17 protein-coding genes and 1 other annotated feature are annotated in these 17,130 nt (G+C 42.7%); all 17 genes read left to right on the top strand.

Annotated features, from left to right (window positions below; translation table 11 throughout):
• The first annotated feature begins 306 nt into the window (after positions 1–306).
• The 17 genes from thrS to arnF all read left to right on the top strand — a co-directional run bounded on the left by thrS (position 307) and on the right by arnF (position 17,043).
• Complete coding sequence (gene thrS, locus AC5JQI_RS10905; RefSeq protein WP_493912173.1) at positions 307–2,235, top strand: threonine--tRNA ligase; 1,929 nt, start codon at positions 307–309, stop codon at positions 2,233–2,235.
• 3 nt (positions 2,236–2,238) lie between these two features.
• Complete coding sequence (gene infC, locus AC5JQI_RS10900) at positions 2,239–2,778, top strand: translation initiation factor IF-3 (protein ID WP_092550975.1); 540 nt, start codon at positions 2,239–2,241, stop codon at positions 2,776–2,778.
• Positions 2,779–2,876: 98 nt separating this feature from the next.
• Positions 2,877–3,074: a 50S ribosomal protein L35 gene (gene rpmI / locus AC5JQI_RS10895; RefSeq protein WP_006118955.1), complete on the top strand. Its 198-nt coding sequence runs from the start codon at positions 2,877–2,879 to the stop codon at positions 3,072–3,074.
• Positions 3,075–3,120: 46 nt separating this feature from the next.
• A complete protein-coding gene (gene rplT / locus AC5JQI_RS10890; protein WP_010847342.1) occupies positions 3,121–3,477 on the top strand; it encodes a 50S ribosomal protein L20 in 357 nt (118 codons plus the stop codon).
• 108 nt (positions 3,478–3,585) lie between these two features.
• Positions 3,586–3,710, top strand: a sequence feature (Phe leader region).
• Complete coding sequence (gene pheM, locus AC5JQI_RS10885; protein WP_139204069.1) at positions 3,589–3,636, top strand: pheST operon leader peptide PheM; 48 nt, start codon at positions 3,589–3,591, stop codon at positions 3,634–3,636. Its footprint overlaps the feature before it by 48 nt.
• Positions 3,711–3,791: 81 nt before the next feature.
• Positions 3,792–4,775: a phenylalanine--tRNA ligase subunit alpha gene (gene pheS / locus AC5JQI_RS10880; RefSeq protein ID WP_493912172.1), complete on the top strand. Its 984-nt coding sequence runs from the start codon at positions 3,792–3,794 to the stop codon at positions 4,773–4,775.
• Positions 4,776–4,789: 14 nt separating this feature from the next.
• Positions 4,790–7,177, top strand: a complete 2,388-nt coding sequence (gene pheT, locus AC5JQI_RS10875; protein ID WP_493912171.1) for a phenylalanine--tRNA ligase subunit beta — start codon at positions 4,790–4,792, stop codon at positions 7,175–7,177.
• A gap of 4 nt (positions 7,178–7,181) precedes the next feature.
• Complete coding sequence (gene ihfA, locus AC5JQI_RS10870) at positions 7,182–7,478, top strand: integration host factor subunit alpha (protein WP_038233943.1); 297 nt, start codon at positions 7,182–7,184, stop codon at positions 7,476–7,478.
• A 104-nt stretch (positions 7,479–7,582) separates the two neighbouring features.
• On the top strand, positions 7,583–8,581 hold the full coding sequence (gene btuC, locus AC5JQI_RS10865) for a vitamin B12 ABC transporter permease BtuC (RefSeq protein WP_493912170.1): 999 nt from the start codon (positions 7,583–7,585) through the stop codon (positions 8,579–8,581).
• A 74-nt stretch (positions 8,582–8,655) separates the two neighbouring features.
• The gene (gene btuD, locus AC5JQI_RS10860) at positions 8,656–9,423 is read left to right on the top strand and encodes a vitamin B12 ABC transporter ATP-binding protein BtuD (RefSeq protein ID WP_493912169.1); all 768 of its coding nucleotides are present in this window, start codon (positions 8,656–8,658) and stop codon (positions 9,421–9,423) included.
• Positions 9,424–9,581: 158 nt separating this feature from the next.
• Positions 9,582–10,727 carry a UDP-4-amino-4-deoxy-L-arabinose aminotransferase gene (arnB, locus tag AC5JQI_RS10855; RefSeq protein ID WP_493912168.1) on the top strand — a complete coding sequence of 382 codons (1,146 nt, stop codon included), beginning with the start codon at positions 9,582–9,584 and terminating at the stop codon, positions 10,725–10,727.
• Positions 10,728–11,705: an undecaprenyl-phosphate 4-deoxy-4-formamido-L-arabinose transferase gene (gene arnC / locus AC5JQI_RS10850; protein ID WP_493912167.1), complete on the top strand. Its 978-nt coding sequence runs from the start codon at positions 10,728–10,730 to the stop codon at positions 11,703–11,705.
• Entirely contained in the window at positions 11,705–13,729 is a 2,025-nt protein-coding gene (gene arnA / locus AC5JQI_RS10845; RefSeq protein ID WP_493912166.1) for a bifunctional UDP-4-amino-4-deoxy-L-arabinose formyltransferase/UDP-glucuronic acid oxidase ArnA, read from the top strand. Before arnC ends, arnA begins: the two co-directional genes overlap by 1 nt.
• Complete coding sequence (arnD, locus tag AC5JQI_RS10840) at positions 13,729–14,637, top strand: 4-deoxy-4-formamido-L-arabinose-phosphoundecaprenol deformylase (protein ID WP_237386583.1); 909 nt, start codon at positions 13,729–13,731, stop codon at positions 14,635–14,637. The genes arnA and arnD overlap by 1 nt, the downstream gene beginning before the upstream one ends.
• Positions 14,631–16,292: a lipid IV(A) 4-amino-4-deoxy-L-arabinosyltransferase gene (gene arnT, locus AC5JQI_RS10835; protein WP_493912165.1), complete on the top strand. Its 1,662-nt coding sequence runs from the start codon at positions 14,631–14,633 to the stop codon at positions 16,290–16,292. The genes arnD and arnT overlap by 7 nt, the downstream gene beginning before the upstream one ends.
• On the top strand, positions 16,289–16,639 hold the full coding sequence (gene arnE, locus AC5JQI_RS10830; RefSeq protein ID WP_493912164.1) for a 4-amino-4-deoxy-L-arabinose-phosphoundecaprenol flippase subunit ArnE: 351 nt from the start codon (positions 16,289–16,291) through the stop codon (positions 16,637–16,639). Before arnT ends, arnE begins: the two co-directional genes overlap by 4 nt.
• Positions 16,636–17,043 (top strand): 4-amino-4-deoxy-L-arabinose-phosphoundecaprenol flippase subunit ArnF, encoded by a 408-nt coding sequence (gene arnF / locus AC5JQI_RS10825; RefSeq protein WP_493912163.1) that lies wholly within the window; start codon positions 16,636–16,638, stop codon positions 17,041–17,043. Before arnE ends, arnF begins: the two co-directional genes overlap by 4 nt.
• Positions 17,044–17,130: the final 87 nt, after the last annotated feature.

Here is a 17,130-nt window from a genome sequence, read left to right as displayed (position 1 = left end):
GTAACCTTATTACATTTATCTAATCAGAAAGATATCATTATTAAAACTCCCAGTTTTGGTGGCAACCATCAGGAAAATGTAGAGTCTTTAACGTCAAGATGAACTGTTTTAACACTTACTCTGTGTGATAGTATATCGAGCGAGTTAGAGCAAATGTACAGGGGACTTTTAAAAATTATGTCCTTAACTGTGTACACATCTTGCGGAGTGAAGCAAGAATTTGTTTCTAACGTATTGTTTGAAAATGAATTTTATTTAATGCAAGTGATCTTTCGTGTGGGTCACCACTGTAGATAAGGATTTTAAATGCCTGTAATTACTCTTCCTGACGGTAGTCAACGTCAATTTGAGCATGCTGTTTCTATAATGGATGTAGCTCGTGATATCGGTACTGGCTTGGCAAAAGCGTGTATTGCTGGCTGTGTTAATGGTGAATTGGTTGATGCCTGTGAATTAATCGAAACAGATGCCAATCTTGCTATTATCACCAGCAAAAATGAAGAAGGCCTGGAAATCATCCGTCACTCATGTGCTCACTTATTGGGGCATGCAATTAAGCAATTGTGGCCTGATACGAAAATGGCTATTGGTCCTGTGATTGACAATGGGTTTTATTACGATGTCGATTTGGATCGTTCTTTGACGCAGGAAGATATTGAGCTGCTTGAAAAACGCATGCTGGAACTTGCCAAAAAAGACTATGATGTCATCAAGAAAAAAGTTACTTGGCAGGAAGCTCGCGATGCATTTGCGGCTCGTGGTGAAGAATATAAGATTCAGATTCTGGATGAAAATATCAGCCATGATGATCATCCGGGACTATATCATCATGAAGAATACGTTGATATGTGCCGTGGTCCCCACGTACCTAATATGCGTTTCTGCCACCACTTTAAATTACAGAAAGTGGCAGGAGCGTACTGGCGCGGCAATAGTGACAACAAAATGTTGCAGCGTATTTATGGTACTGCATGGGCGGATAAAAAACAGATTGGCGCTTACTTACAGCGTTTGGAAGAAGCGGCTAAACGCGATCACCGTAAAATTGGTAAGCAACTTGACCTGTATCATATGCAGGAAGAAGCGCCAGGTATGGCTTTCTGGCATAATGATGGCTGGACAATTTTCCGTGAACTGGAAACTTTTGTTCGCACGAAACTGAAAGAGTACCAATATCAGGAAGTGAAAGGCCCATTTATGATGGACCGCATCATGTGGGAAAAAACAGGGCATTGGGAAAACTATAAAGAGAATATGTTCACAACTTCTTCGGAAAACCGTGAATATTGCGTAAAACCGATGAACTGTCCGGGCCATGTCCAAATTTTTAATCAGGGTTTGAAATCCTATCGTGACTTACCTTTGCGTATGGCTGAATTCGGTAGCTGTCACCGTAACGAGCCATCAGGCGCTTTACATGGCTTGATGCGTGTACGTGGCTTTACTCAAGACGATGCACATATTTTCTGCACCGAAGACCAGATCCTGCAAGAAGTCAGCAGCTGTATCAAAATGATTTATGACGTATACAGTACATTTGGTTTTGAGAAGATTGTTGTTAAATTATCAACTCGCCCAGGAAAACGTATTGGTACGGAAAAACAGTGGGATGAGGCAGAAGCGGATCTTGCTGAAGCATTGACCCAAAATGGTATTGAATTTGAATACCAACCGGGTGAAGGGGCATTTTATGGCCCTAAAATTGAATTTACTCTATATGATTGTTTGGATCGTGCGTGGCAATGTGGTACTGTGCAACTTGATTTTTCACTGCCAGCGCGTCTGAATGCGTCATATGTGGGTGAAAATAACGAACGTAAGGTTCCTGTGATGATTCACCGTGCGGTTCTGGGTTCTCTGGAACGCTTCATTGGTATCCTGACAGAAGAGTATGCTGGGTTTTTCCCAACGTGGTTGGCACCTCAGCAGGTTGTTGTCATGAATATTACTGATGGTCAGGCAAATTATGTACAGGAATTGGTAAAAAAACTTCAAGATGCAGGCATTCGTGCAAAAGCAGACTTGAGAAATGAGAAGATTGGTTTTAAAATTCGCGAACACACTCTGCGTCGTGTGCCTTACATGCTTGTTTGTGGTGATAAAGAAGTCGAGTCAGGAAAAGTATCTGTCCGTACTCGCCGTGGCAAGGATTTAGGCAGCATTGACGTCAGTGAGTTTAAAGAAAAACTGCTGACAGAAATACGCAGTCGCAATCTTCATCAATTGGAGGAATAAGGTATTAAAGGCGGAAAAAGAATTCAACCGGCGCGCCCAAATCGCATTAATGAAGAGATTCGCGCCTCTGAAGTTCGTTTAACTGGATTAGATGGCGAACAGATTGGAATTGTCAGTCTGAGAGAAGCTCTTGAGAAAGCTGAGGAAGCTGGTGTTGATTTAGTTGAAATCAGCCCAAATGCCGAACCGCCGGTTTGTCGTATTATGGATTACGGCAAGTTCCTCTATGAGAAGAGTAAATCAATCAAAGAGCAGAAAAAGAAACAAAAGGTTATTCAGGTTAAGGAAATTAAATTCCGTCCTGGTACAGATGAAGGCGACTATCAGGTCAAACTACGCAACCTGATTCGTTTTCTGGAAGATGGCGATAAAGCTAAAATCACCCTGCGTTTCCGTGGGCGTGAAATGGCGCATCAACAGATTGGTATCGAAATGCTTAACCGTGTTCGTGATGATCTGAGTGAACTGGCTGTTGTCGAATCCTTCCCTACGAAGGTTGAAGGCCGCCAGATGATCATGGTGCTCGCTCCTAAGAAGAAATAGTCAGGCAAACAAGTAATAGGTTCCTGCCCAGAAATCTGGGTGGGAGCCTATTCGCCTTACTAATTCGTTGTAATTAACAATGCGAAGTGGAAATTAAAATGCCAAAAATTAAAACAGTACGCGGCGCAGCTAAACGCTTCAAAAAAACCGCAAGCGGCGGTTTCAAGCGTAAGCACGCTAACCTTCGTCACATCCTGACTAAAAAATCAACTAAGCGTAAGCGTCATTTACGTCCAAAAGGCATGGTCTCCAAAGGTGATCTGGGCCTGGTTGTTGCTTGTCTGCCATACGCATAAGCGATTTTTTTAGATTAGAACTCAGAAGAGACGATAGGAGAAGTATATGGCTCGCGTAAAACGTGGTGTTATTGCCCGTGCACGTCACAAGAAAATTTTAAAACAAGCGAAAGGCTACTACGGTGCTCGTTCGCGCGTTTATCGTGTTGCTTTCCAGGCTGTAATTAAGGCTGGTCAGTATGCTTACCGTGACCGCCGTCAGCGTAAACGTCAATTCCGCCAACTGTGGATTGCACGTATCAACGCTGCTGCACGTCAGAACGGCATGTCTTACAGCCGTTTCATCAACGGCCTGAAAAAGGCTTCGATTGAAATCGACCGTAAGATTCTGGCTGACATCGCTGTATTCGATAAAGTAGCATTTGCTGCTCTGGTTGAAAAAGCGAAGGGCGCTCTGGCATAAGTCAGGTTAAAAGAGGGAGCTTGCTCCCTCTTTTACTTTTTCCCAAAATATGGCTTACTGTTCGTCAGATTAACACTGGTCATATCAGAAAGGGATGTAGGAGAGAATAAAATGATGAAATTAGCCTTTTTTCGTTTCTTTTTTTACTTTAGCGCCTGAAATCAGGGGGCTTTGCGCGTAAGAAAAGACACGAAAAACAGCGCTTGAGCCTCCAGTGTGGAGGCTTTTTTATTTTTATGGCCTCATTAGGAAATAGTTTGAGGACATAGTCGATAACAACTAAAGGGCCATCTGGCCAAAGGAAGAGGAAAACGATGTCACATCTTACTGAGCTGGTTGCAAAGGCAAAAGCAGCCGTAGAAGAAGCCCAGGATGTTGCCGCGTTGGATTTGGTGCGAGTTGAATACCTGGGAAAAAAAGGCCATTTAACCCTCCAGATGTCATCGCTGCGTGACTTACCCGCCGAAGAGCGCCCAGCGGCAGGGGCTATTATTAATCAGGCAAAACAAGAAGTCCAAGAAGCATTGAATGAGCGTAAAGCCAAGCTTGAATCAGATGTTCTGAATGCACGCTTGGCAGCAGAAAAAATTGATGTTTCATTGCCTGGCCGTCGTATAGAAAATGGCGGATTGCATCCTGTTACCCGCACGATTGAACGTATTGAAACTTTCTTTGGCGAGTTGGGTTTTTCTGTTGAATCTGGCCCAGAAATTGAAGATGACTATCATAACTTTGATGCTCTGAATATTCCTGCGCATCATCCTGCACGTGCTGATCACGATACTTTTTGGTTTGATGCAACGCGTCTGTTGCGTACCCAGACCTCTGGAGTACAGATCCGTACGATGAAAGATCGTCAGCCGCCAATTCGTATTATTGCGCCGGGACGTGTATACCGCAATGATTATGACCAGACACATACCCCGATGTTCCATCAGATAGAAGGGCTGATCGTTGATAAAAATATCAGCTTTACCAATTTGAAAGGTACACTGCATGACTTTTTAAATAATTTCTTTGAAGAAGATATGCAAGTTCGTTTCCGTCCTTCTTATTTCCCGTTCACAGAACCATCCGCAGAAGTTGATGTGATGGGCAAAAATGGTAAATGGTTGGAGGTTTTGGGTTGCGGTATGGTGCACCCTAACGTATTGAGCAACGTTGGCATTGACCCTGAAGTCTATTCTGGTTTTGCCTTTGGCATGGGAATGGAGCGTCTGACCATGCTTCGCTATGGTGTTACAGATTTGCGTGCATTCTTTGAAAATGATTTGCGTTTCCTCAAACAATTTAAATAAGGCGGGTATATCTCATGAAATTCAGTGAACTCTGGTTACGCGAGTGGGCAAACCCGGCCATTAGTAGTGAAGCATTGTCGGATCAAATCACCATGGCTGGTTTGGAAGTTGATGGTGTTGAAAAAGTGGCCGGTCAATTTCACGGTGTTGTGGTGGGTGAAGTTGTTGAATGTGGCCAACATCCAAATGCAGATAAATTGCGTGTCACAAAAGTCAATGTCGGTGGTGAACGCCTGTTAGATATTGTTTGTGGTGCGCCAAATTGCCGCCAAGGGCTTCGTGTCGCTGTCGCTACGGTTGGAGCTGTATTACCGGGTGATTTTAAAATAAAAGCAGCTAAATTGCGTGGAGAGCCATCAGAAGGAATGCTGTGTTCGTTTTCTGAACTGGGTATTGCTAATGACAATGATGGCATTATCGAACTGCCAGTGGATGCTCCGATTGGTACGGATCTGCGTGATTACATGAAGTTGGATGATAATGCGATTGAAATCAGCATTACTCCAAACCGTGCTGATTGCTTGAGCATCATGGGAGTTGCCCGTGACATAGCAGTTATTAATAAATTATCTATGGTAGAACCGAAGATTGAGACGGTTAAATCAACCATTGATGCTACATTTCCTATTCGTGTCGATGCACCTGAAGCATGCCCCCGCTACTTAGGACGCGTTATCCGGAATGTGAACGTTAAAGCGGTAACACCGTTATGGATGCGTGAAAAGCTGCGTCGTGGTGGTATTCGTTCTATTGATCCAGTGGTCGATATTACTAACTATGTCTTGCTTGAATTAGGGCAACCATTGCATGCGTTCGATTTAGGACGTTTAGATGGTTCAATTATTGTTCGTTTTGCTGAGCAAGGTGAAAAACTTACACTGTTGGATGGCAGTGAAACCGAACTTTCTGCTGAAACACTTATCATTTCTGATGAAAAGCAATTACTTGCTATGGCAGGGATTTTTGGCGGAGAATATTCTGGAGTTAACGCTGAAACTCAGCATGTTATGCTGGAGTGTGCATTTTTTGCTCCACTGGCAATTACAGGTCGCGCTCGCCGCTATGGTTTGCACACTGATGCCTCTCATCGCTTTGAACGTGGTGTTGATCCACAGCTCCAACATAAAGCGATGGAGTATGCCACTCAGTTGTTGATTGATATTTGTGGCGGTGAAGCGGGGGAAGTCGTTGATGCTACTAGTGAGTCTTATTTGCCGAAACCAGCAACGATTACTCTGAATCGTCAGAAATTGGATCGACTGATCGGCCATCATATTGCTGATGAACAAGTAACTGACATATTGGCTCGTTTAGGCTGTCAGGTAACCGTACACACTGATAGCTGGCAGGTTGTTGCGCCTAGCTGGCGTTTTGATATGCAGATTGAAGAAGATCTGGTTGAAGAGGTTGCCCGTGTTTACGGTTATAACAACATTCCTGATGTTCCGGTGCGTGCTGATCTCGTGATGACTGCACATCGCGAAGCTAATTTGCCGCTAAAACGAGTCAAAACAATGTTGGTGGACAAAGGTTATCAAGAAGCAATTACCTATAGCTTTGTTGATCCTAAGATTCAGCAACATCTTCACCCGCAACAAGAAGCATTGATCCTGCCAAATCCAATTTCGGCGGATATGTCTGCAATGCGTTTATCTTTGTTGACAGGATTATTGACTACGGTTGCATATAATCAAAACCGTCAGCAAAATCGCGTCCGTTTATTTGAAACAGGGCTGCGTTTTGTACCGGATGAGCAAGCAGAACACGGTATTCGTCAGGAATTAATGCTGGCAGGTGTTATCGCAGGAAACCGTTTCGTTGAGCATTGGTCGATTGAAAAACAAGCAGTTGATTTCTTTGATTTGAAGGGTGATTTAGAATCTGTTTTAGAATTGACAGGTAAACTATCTAAGATTTCCTTCAAGGCAGAAGAACATCCTGCTTTACATCCTGGACAATGTGCTGGGATTTATCTGGAAAATAGTTATATTGGTTATATTGGCGTTGTTCATCCAGAACTGGAGCGTAAACTTGACTTAAACGGTCATACCGTGGTATTCGAGTTATTATGGTCTAGTCTGGTAGACCGCGTAATTCCTGAGATGAAGGAAGTTTCTCGCTTCCCATCTAACCGCCGTGATATTGCTGTAGTAGTGCCTGAAAATGTAGCCGCAGAAGATATTCTGGTTGAATGTAAGAAAGTTGGCGTAAATCATATAGTTGGCATAAACTTATTTGACGTGTATTGTGGTAAAGGGGTCGCGGAAGGTTATAAAAGCCTTGCTATTAGCTTAATCTTGCAGGATACCATGCGTACACTGGAAGAAGAAGAAATTGCTGCGACTGTCAACAAATGCGTTGCTGCATTAGAACAGCGATTCCAAGCATCCTTGAGGGACTGAACTTATGGCGCTTACTAAAGCTGAAATGTCAGAAAATCTGTTTGAGAAACTGGGTATTAGCAAACGTGACGCTAAAGATCTAGTGGAGATGTTCTTTGAAGAAGTGCGTCGCTCTTTGGAGAATGGGGAGCAGGTTAAGTTATCCGGATTTGGCAACTTTGATTTGCGAGACAAAAATCAACGTCCAGGTCGCAATCCAAAAACAGGCGAAGATATTCCGATTACAGCTCGCCGTGTTGTCACTTTTCGCCCCGGCCAAAAGTTGAAAAATCGGGTGGAGAAAGCCTTACCCAAAGAATAAAGACATAAAAAAAGACCGCGTAATGCGGTCTTTTTCTTATCTCTCATATCCGATTATATAATCGGATGCTTTTTCTCCTGTTCCCTAAATGGTCTCATATCACCATGCACCCTTCTGTTTATGAGCTGATAACATCCCAAAGAAAGCGTAGCTATAAAATAGTTGTTATTTTATCTGTTTTGCTCACCATTCTATTCGTTTTGTCATTATGCGCTGGGGAAATTTGGTTCTGGCCTGATCAATGGTTATCAGATTCTGCTCAATTATTTATTTGGCAATTGAGATTACCCAGAGCGATTGCGGTGATGGTCGTTGGTGCAAGTTTGGCCGTATCAGGGGCAATCATGCAGGCTTTGTTTGAAAATCCGCTGGCAGAGCCAGGATTGCTTGGAATAAGCAATGGTGCTGGTGTAGTGGTGGTCTGTTTAATCCTTGCTTTTCATGGTATGGCACCATTATGGATATTGAGCATAGGTGCGGTATTTGGCGCACTTTTCATGACTGCCATTCTGTTGGAATTTGCCAGAAGACACCAAGTAACTAATGCGCGTCTGTTATTGATTGGAGTTGCCTTTGGCGTAATATTTGGAGCCATGATGACATGGATGGTCTATTTCAGCACTAGTTTAGACCTCCGGCAGCTAATGTATTGGATGATGGGTAGTTTTAGTGGTATTGACTGGCGTCAAAAATGGTTGGTTATTGCATTGCTTCCCGCCATTTTATGGTTAAGCAGCAAAGGTAATATTTTGAATTATTTATCACTTGGAGAGTTACAGGCCAGGCAGCTGGGGATATCTCATCATAAGTGGCGTAATTTATTTGTTGCAGTGGTTGGATTATTAGTTGGATTGAGTGTTGCCCTTGCCGGAGCGATAAGTTTTATCGGTTTAGTGATCCCTCATATTTTAAGATTGATCGGCCTGACAGATTATAAAACCTTGCTTCCTGCCAGTGCGTTGGCGGGAGGGAGTGGTTTATTGCTGGCTGATTTATTCTCCCGCCTGACATTATCTCACGCGGAAGTACCGATAGGTGTTGTTACTGTAACGTTAGGGGCACCAATTTTTATATGGCTTTTATTAAGAACGCGCCATTATTAAAAAACATACACAAATATGTGCTGTGCCAGCTAATGAAAACCAAGATATGAGGCGTACAAGGTGAGGATAATAACGTGTCTGTACAGCCGATTGTGGTACTAAATAATGTGACTGTTGATAACAGACTGAGTTCACTGTTTGCATCTGTTATGGCTGGAGAGCAAATTCATTTGGTTGGATTAAATGGCTCAGGAAAGAGTACCCTGCTTTCAGCTATTGCGGGGGTTTTATCATATAGTGGCACAATTCATTTAACTGATCGGAATTTGAGAGATTACCGGCAACACGAACTGGCAAAATATCGGGCTTGGTTCTCTCAATCAGCATCTACTCCCATTATGCCCGTTTTTCAGTATCTAGATATGTTCCGCCCTGAATCAGTCCCATTGGCTCAAAGTGAAAAAGTACTATATAGGCTTTGCCAGCAATTGAAACTTCTTCCGTTACTTTCTTCTCCAACCGGACAATTATCAGGTGGAGAATGGCAGAGAGTCAGATTGGCGGGAACTTTTTTGCAAGTATGGCCGGAGTTGAATCCCAATGGGAAACTACTTCTGCTTGATGAACCAACGAATAATCTTGATATTACCCAGCAAGCCATTTTGGATAAGTTAATCAAAGAGTTTTGCTCATTGGGAGGATCGGTAATATTGAGTAGTCATGATCTTAACCACACTTACGAACAGGCTAGCGGAGTATGGTTACTCTCTCATGGCAAGTTGTTGGTATCTGGTATGCCGCAGAATGTTATGACCGAACGAAATTTATCAGAAATTTTTGAGGTAAATATTAGACATATCAGAAATAGCCGCTATAAATTATGGAAGGTCAGCCATATGTAATTTTTATAAATTAGATCACCATAATTGATTGCTTTTTATCTACTTTAGGTGTCTTGGTTGGTCATAACTTACCTGTCTGTTGATGTTTTGTTAAACAAGCATCATCTAGGATTGTCCAATTATAAAACAAATTAGACGATACAAGGCATAAAGCGGTTATGGATAATTTTTTGCCATTTTCTCGTCCTGCGATTGGCAGTGAAGAGATAGCAGCTATTGAGAAAGTTTTACATTCTGGTTGGATTACTACAGGCCCGCAGAACCATCAATTAGAGCAAGATTTTTCTCGCATGTTTGGATGCAAACATGCGGTTGCTTTATGCTCCGCTACTGCGGGAATACATTTGGTTTTGCTGGCATTAGGTATAGGGCCGGGTGATGAAGTCATTACTCCTTCCCAAACCTGGGTTTCCACTATCAATATGATTTGTCTGCTGGGTGCCGAGCCTGTCATGGTAGATGTTGACCGTGACACATTAATGGTCAGTGCGGATATAATCAAAAAAGCAATTACCCCGAAAACTAAAGCCATTATTCCTGTTCATTATGCGGGGGCACCTTGTGATCTTGATGCCCTGCGTTCTGTTGCCCGAGAAGCGAATATTCCCTTAATTGAAGATGCCGCCCATGCTGTGGGCACGCGTTATAAAAATGAATGGGTGGGAGAGCGGGGTACAGCAATCTTCTCTTTCCATGCGATTAAAAACATGACCTGTGCGGAAGGGGGTATGTTCGTCACTGATGATGACGAACTGGCTCAGCGGATACGTTGTTTAAAATTTCATGGATTAGCTGTCGATGCTTTTGACCGAGAAGTGCAGGGAAGAAAACCTCAAGCAGAAGTTATTGAACCGGGTTTTAAATATAATTTATCCGATATTCATGCAGCGATGGCGGTTGTACAACTAGGTAAACTGGCATTGATGAACGCACGCCGCAGTGAACTTGTAGCTCGTTATTCTGCTGCTCTTATCGATTCATCTTTGCAAATGTTAAGTGTTCCTGAATATGAACATTTGCATGCCCATCACCTTTTTATGGTACGTGTTGACAAAAATGTCTGTGGCATTGATCGCGACACTTTCATGGCGCGTCTAAAAGACAAAAATATTGGTACAGGTTTACATTTCAGAGCTGTACATACGCAAAAATATTATCGGGAACGTTATTCACAACTTTCTCTGCCTGTATCTGAGTGGAACTCGTCAACACTCTGTTCATTGCCGCTTTTCCCTGATATGAACAATGATGATGTCGATCGTGTTGTGAATGCGATAATTGAAATCCTTTCGGAGCATAAATAAGTGACATTTGAGAAAATCAAAAAAGTTTCGGTCGTTATTCCTGTTTATAACGAAGAAGAAAGCTTGCCTCAATTACTGGAAAGAACGATTACCGCATGTCAAAAACTTGAGCAAGAATATGAATTAATCTTGATAGATGACGGTAGTCGTGACAGTTCTGCTGATATTTTGACTCAGGCGGCTGAAATTCCTGAAAATCATGTGATTGCCATTTTGCTTAATCGCAACTATGGGCAACATTCGGCAATTATGGCGGGATTCCATCAGTCTGATGGCGATCTAATTATTACATTGGATGCTGATTTACAAAATCCTCCAGAAGAGATCCCTCGCTTAGTTAAAACGGCAGAAGAGGGATATGACGTTGTCGGAACTCGTCGGGCCAATCGTCAGGATTCTTGGTTCCGTAAAAGTGCCTCCAAAATCATTAATGCGATGATAACCAGGGTGACAGGACGTTCTATGGGAGATTACGGTTGCATGCTGAGAGCCTATCGCCGTCATATTATCCGTGCGATGTTGCAATGTCATGAGCGCAGCACATTTATTCCCATTCTGGCTAACACGTTTGCTCGCAAGACGATAGAGATCGACGTAACCCATGCAGAACGTGAATTTGGGGATTCCAAGTACAGTTTTATGAAACTGATAAACCTCATGTATGACCTTCTTACGTGCTTAACAACCGCACCATTGCGGTTATTAAGTGTAGTAGGAAGCATTATTGCGGTAACTGGTTTTCTGTTGGCGGTACTGTTGATTACCTTGCGCCTTATTTTTGGCTCAATGTGGGCTGCCGAAGGTGTGTTTACTCTGTTTGCTATTCTTTTCATGTTTATTGGTGCGCAGTTCGTCGCAATGGGATTACTCGGTGAATACATTGGCCGGATATATAACGACGTGCGTGCCCGTCCGCGTTATTTTATTCAAAAAGTGGTCGGAGTTAAAAAGGCCAACGACAATCAGGAAAAAAGCTAATGAAAGCAGTTATCTTTGCCTATCATGATATTGGTTGTGTCGGACTTAATGCGCTAGTAAAAGCAGGTTTTAATATTCAGGCTATATTTACACATACAGACAATCCGAATGAGAATCATTTTTTCTCCTCTGTTGCGCATATTGGTGCAGATTTTGGGTTACCTGTATTTGCACCAGAAAATGTGAATCATCCGCTTTGGGTTGAGCGTATTCGGGAAATGAAACCGGATGTCATTTTCTCTTTTTACTACCGCAACATGCTCAGTCAGGAGATTTTATCACTAGCTGAGAAAGGCTCCTTTAATCTGCATGGCTCTTTATTGCCGAAATACCGTGGTCGGGCCCCGGTTAACTGGGCAGTGATCAATGGTGAGACTGAAACAGGGGTAACCCTGCACAAAATGCTGGCGAAACCAGATGCCGGCGACATAGTTGCGCAGAAGACCGTACAAATTGGAGAAACGGAAACATCGCGGGATGTACATGGAAAAATACGTGAAGCGGCGGCTGAATTATTGGATAACATCCTGCCCCAAATAAAAGTAGGTCATTATCCATCAATTCCACAAAATGAGAGTCATGCTACTTATTTTGGTCGTCGTTCAGCCGAAGATGGTGAAATAGTCTGGCATAAATCAGCCAAAGAAATTAACAACTGGATTAGAGCAGTAACAGAGCCATATCCGGGTGCATTTACATTCTTGGGTGAGCGTAAAATTACAATCTGGCGTTCACGGCCACTTGATCAAGTTCATGACAAACGTCCCGGAACCGTCATTTCTACAGAGCCATTTGTGATTGCTTGTGGTGATGGTGTGTTGGAAATCATTAGCGGACAGAGTGAATCAGGTCTTTATGTCCAAGGAAATCGATTAGCGTTTGAAATGGGCATTGTGGCGGGTGTTCATGTTGGCTCTAAAGCGACAACTCAAGTTAGTCGCCGTAAACGTGTTTTGATTTTGGGTGTTAATGGATTTATTGGTAACCATCTGACTGAACGTCTGCTGGAAGACGGGAACTATGATATTTATGGGATGGATATTGGTTCTTCCGCTATTGAACGATTCATTGGCAATCCGTATTTTCATTTCATTGAAGGCGATGTCAGTATCCACACTGAGTGGATTGAATATCACATTAAGAAATGTGATGTCATTCTTCCTTTGGTGGCAATTGCGACTCCGATTGAGTATACCCGCAACCCATTGCGTGTTTTTGAGCTGGATTTTGAAGAGAACCTGAAAATTGTTCGCTATTGTGTGAAATATAATAAGCGGATTATTTTCCCGTCAACGTCTGAAGTTTATGGCATGTGTGACGACAAAGAATTCGATGAAGATACTTCGCGCCTGATTGTCGGGCCAATTAATAAGCAGCGCTGGATCTACTCTGTTTCTAAGCAATTACTTGATCGGGTTATTTGGGCATACGGCGCAAAAGAAGGTTTAAAATTCACCTTATTCCGTCCATTTAACTGGATGGGACCAAGGTTGGATAACTTGAATTCAGCCCGTATAGGTAGTTCAAGGGCGATAACCCAACTGATTTTGAACTTGGTAGAAGGCTCCCCGATTAAGCTGGTAGATGGTGGAGAACAAAAACGTTGTTTTACGGATATCCACGATGGCATTGAGGCGCTGTTCAGAATCATCGAAAACCGAGATGGTTTATGTGATAGCCAAATTATCAATATTGGTAATCCAACCAATGAAGCCAGTATTCGCCAATTAGCTGAAATGTTGCTGGAGAGCTTTGAAAAACACGAGTTACGCGGATACTTCCCTCCATTCTCTGGGTTCAAGAAAATTGAAAGCAGTAGCTATTACGGCCAAGGTTATCAGGATGTCGAACACCGTAAACCCAGTATCCAGAACGCAGAACGTCTGTTGGACTGGCAGCCGAGCATTGATATGAAACAAACTATTGATGAAACACTGGATTTCTTTCTGCGCGGAGCAGTTGAAGAACTAAAAGAGAAAAATCAGGAAGCAATTAGGTATCAGGGAAAATCAGGAAGAAACTGATGAAACAAGTTGGCTTAAGAATTGATGTGGATACTTATCAAGGCACAAAGGAAGGTGTACCACGGTTGCTTGATATTTTGCAGAAGCATCATATCCAAGCCAGCTTTTTCTTCAGTGTTGGGCCAGATAACATGGGGCGCCATTTATGGCGCCTGTTGCGGCCTAAATTTTTTTGGAAAATGTTGAGGTCGAATGCAGCATCCCTTTATGGTCTGGATATTTTACTGGCTGGTACAGCATGGCCGGGGAAGAAAATTGCAAAAGATTTGGGATATTTAATGAAACAAACAATGGATGCGGGTCATGAAGTGGGTTTGCATTCGTGGGATCATCAGGGCTGGCAGGCAAAAGTAGGGCGTTGGTCGGAAGCAGAACTGGCAGAGCAGGTGCAACTAGGGATTGATGCGCTGGAAAAAGCAATAGGACGAGCCGTTACGTGTTCAGCAGTTGCGGGCTGGCGGGCAGATGAACGTGTATTGACCGTCAAACAGCGCTTTGATTTTGATTACAATAGTGATTGCCGTGGGACGCATCCATTCAGGCCGCTCTTGCCCGATGGAAATTTGGGTACAGTACAAATCCCAGTCACATTGCCTACTTATGATGAAGTTGTTGGAACGCAGGTTAGTGATGCAGATTTCAATAGCTTTATTCTTGAAGCCATCAAACGTGATTGCGGTGTGCCTGTTTACACTATTCATACCGAAGTGGAAGGCATGTCTAAGTCTTCACAGTTTGAATCATTACTGAATATGCTTCATCAGCAAAATATTCAATTTTGTAAATTAAGTCATTTATTACCTGAAAATAGAGATACGCTTCCCGTTGGGAAAATCAAGCGTTCAGGTTTTCCTGGTCGTGAAGGCTGGTTAGGTTGCCAACAAGAGGTTATAACACAGATATGTTGAATACTCGGACGAGTAAGGCTGGAGCCGTTCTGATGGCTCTTTTTTTTATCCTCACTTACCTATTACCACTAGATAGCCGTCTATTATGGCAACCCGATGAAACACGATATGCTGAAATCAGCCGCGAAATGCTACAACGCGGAGACTGGATTGTACCTTATTTTTTAGATATTCGTTATTTTGAAAAACCTGTCGCCGGATATTGGATCAACAATATCAGCCAGTGGGTTTTTGGTCATAACAATTTCGCCGTTCGCTTTGGTTCCGTGTTTAGTATTTTAATCAGTGCATTTCTTCTTTACCGATTGGCAATGATGATGTGGCAATGTCGTCAGACTGCGTTTGTTTCCAGTTTGGTCTATATTTCTATGTTTATTGTGCTTTCGATAGGAACTTACAGTGTTCTTGATCCCATGTTTTCCTTATGGATCACAGCGGGGATTGTAAGTTGCTATTGGGCACTTAAAGCCGGCAGTACCCGAGAGCGGATTTTGGCTTGGTCTGTACTGGGGCTGACTTGTGGCATGGCATTTATGACAAAAGGTTTTTTGGCATTGGCATTGCCCGTGATTGCCATGATACCTGTAACGATATACCAGAAACGTTTTCTGGAAATGATTCGTTTCGGGCCTGTTGCCGTGTTTTTTGCTATTTTGATCAGCCTGCCTTGGGTGATAGCGGTTGCTTTGCGTGAGCCAAATTATTGGCATTATTTCTTTTGGGTAGAGCATATACAGCGTTTTGCTTCTGATAAAGCGCAGCACATTGCCCCCATTTGGTATTACTTGCCGATACTGATTTTAGGTGTGATCCCGTGGTTAGGTTTGTTACCCGGTGCTTTGATCAAAAGCTGGAAAGAGAAAAAAAGTCACCCAGAAATGTTTTTCTTGTTTTGCTGGTTTGTTGTTCCATTTATATTTTTCAGTATTGCAAAAGGGAAATTGCCGACTTACGTTTTACCATTTATAGGCCCGCTGGCCGTAATGATGGGGAAATATAGTGTCGATTGTGTCAAAAATGGCAAGATGAAGGCACTGAAGATAAACGGTCTGGTGAATGTCTTCTTTGGGTTGCTTGCAATTTTAACGCTCTTTGGTATGGGAACATTGGTCAATCCCCCTCTTTACCAGCCCAATGAATGGTTGAAATGGATTATGGGGAGCATTGCTTTTGGATTTTGGGGAATCATTGGCTACCTGTGTTTTGTTCGTGATGGTAAATATTGGTTATGGGCAGCTGCTTGTTCAATTATGCTCAGTTTGTCGATAGGCGGTGTATTACCTGCTAAGACAATTAATTCCAAACTTCCTCAGTCTTTCATTAAACAAAATGAACATGAGCTGGCAGACAGTAAATATATCCTGTCCCAGTCCGTTGGCGTGGGAGCTGCGATTGCATGGGAATTAAAGCGTAGTGATATTTATATGTTCGATCGTCCGGGAGAATTGGAATATGGTCTTTCTTACCCAGACAGCCAGTTCCGATATGTGACACAAGAAGAATTTCCTGAGTGGTTAGCAACAGCACGTAAAGAAGGACAGGTATCAATCGTCTTGCTGTTATCGTCAAAAGGTAAACTTCCTGAATTACCGACACCAGATATTATGCACAGTAATCATCGTTTTGTACTCGTCATTTATAAGAAACAGCCATGAGCAGCGATATGGCGCTATTAATTTTGGTGAGTCTGCTGACTTGTGCGGGGCAGTTATGCCAAAAACAGGCAGTTGTTTGTTGGCAGAAAAAAGATACCCCCTATAAAGGGGTATCTGTGGCGATATGGTTATCTGGTGCTATTCTTCTGTTGGGAATAGGAATGATATTCTGGTTGCGGTTATTGCAATTTTTGCCGCTCAGTATCGCATATCCCATGTTAAGTATTAATTTTGTCATTGTGACTTTGATTGGACAATTTATATATCGGGAAAAAGTAGGGCTGAAACACTGGATCGGTGTTTTTGCGATAATGTTGGGGATTTTGTTGATGAGTCTGGGGCAATGAAAGGTTATCTTTGGGCTGTGGTAAGCGTCTTATTGATCACTATCGCTCAATTGCTATTGAAATGGGGAGTTGCACGCCTGCCTGAGCTTTCATTGTCGGTACATTGGCTGGATATCGACTGGCTTTGGCAAAACCATAATCCTTTGCTGATGATCATGGCAGGGTTGGCGGGTTACGCATTATCTATGCTATGTTGGTTTTTTACCTTGAAATATCTGCCATTAAACAAAGCATATCCAGTTATTAGCTTGAGTTATGCACTTGTTTATATAATGGCCGCCTTACTTCCCTGGTTCAATGAAACTGTCTCATTATTAAAGACAGCAGGTATTATCTTTATTTTACTGGGAGTCTGGTTAATCAGCCGACCAGAAAAAAATAATCTCACTGATCGCCATTTATAGCGTAATAGGCAATATCGTACGATATGAAAGGGAAAATCGAGAGAGACTTGTTTTTTTATCTCGTGCCAGATAAAGTTTGTGTGTTTC

This window comes from Xenorhabdus sp. XBWT, assembly GCF_059072735.1.
Note: the sequence above shows the minus strand (reverse complement) of the source record. Positions and strands in the feature narration are given on the sequence as shown.

What these genes read in the sequence shown, in the direction of transcription:
- thrS (WP_493912173.1), top strand. Translation starts at nt 307, where the DNA reads ATGCCTGTAATTACTCTTCCTGACGGTAGTCAACGTCAATTTGAGCAT.
- rpmI (WP_006118955.1), top strand. Translation starts at nt 2,877, where the DNA reads ATGCCAAAAATTAAAACAGTACGCGGCGCAGCTAAACGCTTCAAAAAA.
- rplT (WP_010847342.1), top strand. Translation starts at nt 3,121, where the DNA reads ATGGCTCGCGTAAAACGTGGTGTTATTGCCCGTGCACGTCACAAGAAA.
- pheS (WP_493912172.1), top strand. Translation starts at nt 3,792, where the DNA reads ATGTCACATCTTACTGAGCTGGTTGCAAAGGCAAAAGCAGCCGTAGAA.
- pheT (WP_493912171.1), top strand. Translation starts at nt 4,790, where the DNA reads ATGAAATTCAGTGAACTCTGGTTACGCGAGTGGGCAAACCCGGCCATT.
- ihfA (WP_038233943.1), top strand. Translation starts at nt 7,182, where the DNA reads ATGGCGCTTACTAAAGCTGAAATGTCAGAAAATCTGTTTGAGAAACTG.
- btuC (WP_493912170.1), top strand. Translation starts at nt 7,583, where the DNA reads ATGCACCCTTCTGTTTATGAGCTGATAACATCCCAAAGAAAGCGTAGC.
- arnB (WP_493912168.1), top strand. Translation starts at nt 9,582, where the DNA reads ATGGATAATTTTTTGCCATTTTCTCGTCCTGCGATTGGCAGTGAAGAG.
- arnA (WP_493912166.1), top strand. Translation starts at nt 11,705, where the DNA reads ATGAAAGCAGTTATCTTTGCCTATCATGATATTGGTTGTGTCGGACTT.
- arnD (WP_237386583.1), top strand. Translation starts at nt 13,729, where the DNA reads ATGAAACAAGTTGGCTTAAGAATTGATGTGGATACTTATCAAGGCACA.
- arnT (WP_493912165.1), top strand. Translation starts at nt 14,631, where the DNA reads ATGTTGAATACTCGGACGAGTAAGGCTGGAGCCGTTCTGATGGCTCTT.
- arnE (WP_493912164.1), top strand. Translation starts at nt 16,289, where the DNA reads ATGAGCAGCGATATGGCGCTATTAATTTTGGTGAGTCTGCTGACTTGT.
- arnF (WP_493912163.1), top strand. Translation starts at nt 16,636, where the DNA reads ATGAAAGGTTATCTTTGGGCTGTGGTAAGCGTCTTATTGATCACTATC.